Origin of the sequence: uncultured Nisaea sp. (assembly GCF_963974195.1) — a bacterium.
Classification (GTDB): Bacteria; Pseudomonadota; Alphaproteobacteria; order Thalassobaculales; family Thalassobaculaceae; genus Nisaea.
The window spans coordinates 1-6,430 of record NZ_CAXBDC010000164.1; the positions used below are offsets into that span (position 1 = coordinate 1).

Below are 6,430 nucleotides of genomic sequence, written 5' to 3' on the forward strand. Positions count from 1 at the left end.
CATCGACGCCACGAAGTGCAGCACGCTGATGCACTCTTCCGCCATCAGCTTTGCCAGATAATCCGGGTCCTTGTGGCCACCGGGCTTTGCCGCCACCAGGCAGGCGCCCGTCATCAGGGGCCAGAAGAACTCCCAGACCGATACATCGAACGTATAGGGCGTCTTCTGCAGCACCCGGTCGCCGTCACCGATATCGAAGCGTTCCTGCATCCAGAGAATACGGTTCGCGAGGCCCCCATGGTGGTTCATCACCCCCTTGGGCAGGCCTGTGGAGCCCGAGGTATAGATCACATAGGCAAGGTCGTTCGGGCCAAGCTCAATATCCGGGTTGCCTGCATCCGCGCCGCGTCTGCTGCCGCGCCCGGCATCGTCAACGCAGAGCGTCCGGCCCTCATGCACCGGCAGCACGTCGAGCAATCCTGTCCGCGTCACCACAACAGGCGCCGCCGCATCCCCGATCATGAAGGCCAGCCGGTCACCGGGCAGTTCCGGGTCCAGCGGCACATAGGCCCCACCCGCCTTCATCACCGCCAGCAGCGACATCACAAGGTCCACGGACCGTTCCAGTGCCACGCCCACACGCACGTCACGGCCAACACCGGCCCGCAGCAGGCGCCGCGCCAGGGCGTTCGCACGGCTGTTCAGCTCGCCATAGCCAAGCTCCACACCCTCGTACCGCACGGCAGCGCGCTCAGGATGCGCCTCCGCCAGACGCTCGAATGCCCGGTGCACAGGCTCGAATGCGCCATAATCCCGCGCTGTCGCGTTCACGCCCTCCAGAAGCCAAGACCGCTCCGGCGCATCGACCAGAGGAACAGACGAAACAGAGCCGGCACCGCCAGAGGCAAGCCATGACAGAACGCGTGAATAACGCGACGCAAGAGCGGCGGCATCTTCCTCGCTGAAAGCACCGAGCGAGAGGTCGAGATCTACTTCGACCCGCTCACCGTCGCCATATTCCCGCACGAAGATCTCGACCGGCGTGCGTTCGACACCGTTCAGCAGCACCCGGGGCACCCCGGCCACGGCATCGCCGAACGGCAATGCGCCGAAATCGACCCGTTCGTATGAAATATTGATGTCGAAAAGCTGCAACACCCGCTGCGCCGCCAGCCCCAGCGTCCGGTTAACCTGGGAAAGCGGATAGCGGTGATGCCGCATGGCTCCGCGCATGGAGCGATCGAGTTCGGCCAGCAGGGCATCCAGGCCATCAGCCGGATCGAGCTGGATACGCGGCGCTGTGGTCAGCGAGAACAGACCGAAGGTGTCCTTGTCCCGCGCGGTCGGCCGGTTCAGCACCGGCATGCCGAACACCATGTCGGTCGCGCCGGAGAGTTTATGAAACAGGATCAGCGCAGCGGCCATGAAGAGCCGGGCCGGCGTCGCGCCTTTTTCGGCAGCCACCGCACGCAACCTGGTCATCGTCGCCGCATCGACACCGATCCGTTGCAGCGAAGTCGGCTCGGGCGGGCGGCCCTCCAGCACGCCCGGCACCGCGTCGACCAGCCGGTCGGGCAGGGTTTTGTATTGCCCGCTCCAGTATTCGGCAGCCTTGGCAAAGCGGTTGCTTTCCAGGAAGGCACGGTCGCTTTCGGCAGCTTCCCCGAATTGCGGTGCTTCCGGCAGTTCCGGCTGCCGCCCGCTGGCCAACGCGCAATAAGCCGCCGCCACATCCCGCATCAAAATGCCGTTCGCCCAGGCATCCATGTTGATGTGATGATAACTCATCACCCAGATATGCCGGTCCGGCGCGAAGCGAATCAGGTCGAAACGGAAAGTCGGGCCACCGTCGAGCGGAATGGCCCGGCGACCGAGATCGGCGGCAAGTGCTTCGGCGGCAGCTTCCGGATCACAACTATCCGACACATCATGCAGATTGAATATTCGCTCCGGGACGGGGCATTCGATCTGCACCGGCTCCAGCCCGTCCTCGCCCGATACGGGTGTCAGCCGCAGCGCCTGATGCCGCTGCCAGTTCCAGAAAAGCGCGGCCCCGAATTTTTCAGGATCGAGCGGCCCGGCAATGATACTTCGCGCCGACACGGTATGAACCGCCGTGCCAGGGAACAAAACATGTTCCCGCCAAACCTCCAGTTGCGCCATGGAGAGCGGAAAAAAACGCTGCCCGGATTGAACATTCTCAATCATAACGCCACTCACATTCAATCTCCGGGGGCACGCAGGGAACTAAACCAAAACACGAAATTACCCCTTGAAAATCACGCATAAAAATTCACTAAATTTTTTGCAAACCGACACATTTTCACGCAGAAAAAATAGGACTGATATACCCAGAACCCATTGTGAACAAATAATTTATCGTTTGCAAACGCCTTCCCGCCATCCCATAGTGCCGATGCTGTCGATGGAACTCACTTTCGGGACCGGATCGCATAGCGCGAGTATAGCGCTCTCATGTGTCAGATCGAGATACGCCAATTATCGTTACGGTATTGTGATGCCAGTCGCCGCTGCACTTCTGAAATTCGCGCTCTTCGCGCTCTGGGCACACCCGACCTATAAATCTACGGTCGAGATGCTGGAGCTCCGGGAGCGCCGGTTGGGGCTTCTGCCGGAAGGCCCGGATAAGGCACCAGACCATGCGCGCGCCGAGACCGTGTGTGAACCGGCAGCAAAACCCCTGAAATCAGCGCCGGCAAAAAAGGCGCGCTCCACTCCTCACAAGCAGACGAGAACGACATGAGCACCGGTTCAGAGACAGCTCCCGGCCAGACCGAAGCCCCGGCGGCGACGCATCAGGTTCTGATCAACCACGAAGAGCAATATTGCCTGTGGCCAGCGGCAAAATCGGTCCCGAACGGCTGGAAATCCGTCTTTCAAGGAACGCACGAGGACTGCCTTGCCCATGTCGAGACGACATGGACCGACATGCGCCCGAAAAGCGTCCGGGCCTGATGGCTCCGGAATCAGCAGCTGCGGGACAGACGGTTCCGGTCTCGGCGGTCAGGGGAGCCACGCCGGATGCCCGGCGCCCCGTAGCCGCACCGACGCCCTGGCTTCCAGTGCAGCGCCGGGCTGGCGCGGGTACGGGCCCCGGCACTGTGCTGATCTGCTTCCCCCCGGCCGGCGCCGGGGCAGGTTTTTTCCGCGAATGGGCAGGCTCCCTGCCCGGCATCCGTATTGTCCCGGTCCAGTTGCCCGGCCGGGAGGAGCGCTTCGGGGAAACGCCTGAAGAGGATGCGGCGGCGATCGCCAGGAACATCGCCACCGCAATCGCCGCGGAAGGCTGGGACCGTCCCGTCCTGCTCGGCTACAGCTATGGCGCCTTGCTTGCCTTTGAGACCGCCCTGCGGCTGGAAGCCGATGGCATCGACATCGCGGGCCTTGTCACCATGGCCCGCGCGGCCCCGCAAACCACGCCACAGCCGACTGTCGCCGACCTGGATGACGATGCCTTTCTCGACTATGTCCGGCGTCTCGGCGGCTTGCCGCCGGAGATGGATGAAGTTCCCGAATTCGTGGAACTGATGCTGCCCGTCATGCGAGCCGATTTCCGGGCGAACGATCTCTATGCCAGGGCCGAAAGCGAACGGTTACGCTGTCCCATCCACACAATCGCCGGCACAACCGACGCCGCTACCGCCAATGGCCGGGACACGGCATGGGCCGCACGGACCGAGGCAAAACATGAGGTGACCCGGATTGATGGCGGTCACTTTTTCATCAATGAAAACCCAAGCGCTGCGTTCAATCAGATCCGCGCTGTGATATTATCGGCAGGCCTCGCGGGAACATCATCCGCAAGCCGCGCGGGCGGGAGCAAAGCATGAAATTTTCCCGGGCTTTCCTGGTCGCGACCGCGATCCTGTTATCGGTGCCGGCGCATCAGGCCGATGCCCAAACGGCGACGGCGCCCCAGCCTGGTGAAGGCGAAACCATACCGCCTTCCGGCCTCGGCGCCACGACCGTCGGCGAGCGGGTAATCCTGCTGCCGAACGGCACCTGGAAAATAGACCACTTCCACAACGCTGGCAAAGTGACCGCGATGAGCGATCATGGCCGGGCCGTCACGCTTACGCGTACGATCAACCCGGTCACAGATCAGCCCGAGCTTCGCTGGCAATACAGCAGAAGCCACGGCGGCCCGCTGCAAATCGTCATCTCCCGCGCCATCTCGACCGACCGGAGCGGACACAGCTTTACCGACAATTGCATCCCGGTCATCACGGTACGAAATCTGACCAATCTCGGTGTTTTCCGCATCGTGGCTGAAATCGACTTCACGTCGAAAGTCGACGATGGCCATTCGGCAACAAGCATCATGGCCGGGCCACTGGATGACGGCGAGGAAACCGATGCCCTCGCCTCGCCTCTCTTTCTGAAAAGCTGCGACAATCTGGAGGCAACGATCAACGTCCCTTATTGCACGTTCGAAAACGGGCTCGACTGCCGCAATGTCATAACCACAACGCGCTTTGGAACCATACCGGCCCAGATGGCCGAACAGGCTGTACAAACGAAGCAAAACTAACAGGGGGGACCGCCCTGCACTCCGGGGGAAATGGGTGCATTGGCGGTTAAGGGGGATATGAAAGTCAAAGCATCAAAGCCAGCCAGAACTGCGCGCAAACAGCCGTTGCCGCGAGCATGCCGGACAATGGCAGCATCACTGATCGTCCTGCTCGCGGCTATTGCAGCCGCGACGCCCGCAATGGCGCAAATAGCGCCACTCCCGCCCACGCCCGGCTTCGAGCAGCCATCCGGCCTTAGCCTCGGCGGTTTCAAATTCTACAACCGGATCCAGGCCGGCCTCACGGCAACGGACAATATCCGCCTGGACCCGTCCGAAGAAGCCGACCTGAGAAGGCTTCTCGCCATCAACGCGGCAGCCCAGTCGGATTGGGAAGAGCACGCATTGGCGGCTACCGTCAGTTATGTGGACCAGGCAGCCCTCGACGTTCCGGATCAGACAAGCCGGGCCCTCTCCGGCACGATCAGCGGTCGCTACGACTTTACCGACGACTTCAACCTGCGGCTCGGTGCGCTCAGCGAAACCAGCATTATCGGCAAGAACGATCCGCAGCAGTTCAACGGAAACCTGAACGGGACGACCCAGACCGACACGCTGGAAGCCGCGCTCGGATGGGATAACAAAACCTATTTCATCAATCTTTTGGGCCGCTATCAGGATGTCTCCAACGATACCGACATTAATGTAACCGTCGTCAGCCGGCTGCAATCCCAGGACCGCGAGGAATACAATCTCACGCTTGAAGCCGGCCAGCATTACAGCTGGGGTAAAGCTTCCGTCTTCGGCGGCCCGATCCGGATCAAATATTCGGGCTCTGACTTCCTCCTGCCCGAGGACCGCGATTCCGAAGGTGGTCGCGTCGGCATCGGCGCCGAGTTCAGCCAGGGCAATCTGTCCGGCCTGGTCCGCGTCATCGGCTTCGCGCAATATTTCAACGCGCCGACCATCGGTGCGGTCGTTTCCGGCGTCGGCACCGCCCAGCTCTCTTACAAGATCGACGATACCTGGGGCGTCGGCGGCGTTTTGCAGCGCACGTTCGACGAAACGAATATCGAGACGTCCGGCGGCCTGTTCACAAATCTTGCCGGGGTTGCCGCGCTCTACCGTCCGGCGGACAACATCTATCTCAAGGTCGGTCCGACCCTCCGCTATTACGAGATCGAGGGCACGCCCTACACGGCGAAGAGCTACACACTGGATGCGACCGCGGCGTGGCAGATCCACGACCGTGTCGAACTGATGTTCAATGCCTCCGCGTCGAACCAGCTCGTGAACGATGCTTTCCTGGCCGATGTCCAGTACAGCGAAACCTCGGCGACGGTCTCCGTCGTCGTAACTTTCTAACCGGAGGGCAGGCGTCATGTCCCGGACACTTCGCGCGCTCCTCGTCACAACCATGTGTGGCGCACTTCTCGGCTTTTCCGCATCGGCGTCGGCCGATGACCGGTATATCTTCCTGGGCGACAGTCTGGTGGACAACCAGAACAGCTTCATCGCAACGAAGCTCATCACCCCGACAAATGTAGTCCCGTTAACCCCGCCCTATTACCAGGGACGCTTTTCCAACGGTCCGAACTGGACCGACCAGCTCGCGCCGACGCAGCTCTATTACATGGATTATTATTTCAGCAATCCGGACTGCGCGACGACCAACGCCTCCAACGGACTGTCGGGCCTGTGCGGCTCGACCACTGATCCCGGAGCGCAGGAGGGCGTCAGTCTCAGCTTCGCTTTCGGCGGGGCCAGGGCAGGCACGGCGGTGCTGCCGACAGAAGCGCCGGGCCTGCTCACCGTGATGGACGACCTGACGGCCTATAATGCCTCCGGGGTCGTCGCCAATACCTCCGGCGCCACCTTCGCCATCCTGACCGGCGGCAACGACTATACGAACTATGTTCTCGGCGCCAATCCGGGCGTCAGCGAGCAAGGCATCGTCGA

The 6,430-nt window shown here is 61.7% G+C and carries 6 protein-coding genes; 5 read left to right on the forward strand and 1 reads right to left on the reverse strand.

The window, feature by feature from the left end:
* Window positions 1-2,148: AMP-binding protein (locus tag AAC126_RS21330; RefSeq protein ID WP_339857324.1), on the reverse strand; the 2,148-nt coding region annotated here is incomplete at its 3' end.
* A 552-nt stretch (window positions 2,149-2,700) separates the two neighbouring features.
* Between AAC126_RS21330 and AAC126_RS21335 the strand changes: the two genes are divergently transcribed.
* The 5 genes from AAC126_RS21335 to AAC126_RS21355 form a co-directional block, all read left to right on the forward strand.
* A complete protein-coding gene (locus AAC126_RS21335; protein WP_339857326.1) occupies window positions 2,701-2,916 on the forward strand; it encodes an MbtH family NRPS accessory protein in 216 nt (71 codons plus the stop codon).
* Window positions 2,880-3,791 (forward strand): alpha/beta fold hydrolase, encoded by a 912-nt coding sequence (locus AAC126_RS21340; protein ID WP_339857327.1) that lies wholly within the window; start codon window positions 2,880-2,882, stop codon window positions 3,789-3,791. Before AAC126_RS21335 ends, AAC126_RS21340 begins: the two co-directional genes overlap by 37 nt.
* Window positions 3,788-4,492 carry a hypothetical protein gene (locus AAC126_RS21345; RefSeq protein WP_339857329.1) on the forward strand — a complete coding sequence of 235 codons (705 nt, stop codon included), beginning with the start codon at window positions 3,788-3,790 and terminating at the stop codon, window positions 4,490-4,492. Before AAC126_RS21340 ends, AAC126_RS21345 begins: the two co-directional genes overlap by 4 nt.
* Before the next feature lie 126 nt (window positions 4,493-4,618).
* Window positions 4,619-5,836, forward strand: coding sequence for an outer membrane beta-barrel protein (locus AAC126_RS21350; RefSeq protein ID WP_339857331.1), 1,218 nt, complete (start codon window positions 4,619-4,621; stop codon window positions 5,834-5,836).
* A gap of 16 nt (window positions 5,837-5,852) precedes the next feature.
* Window positions 5,853-6,430: hypothetical protein (locus AAC126_RS21355; RefSeq protein WP_339857333.1), on the forward strand; the 578-nt coding region annotated here is incomplete at its 3' end.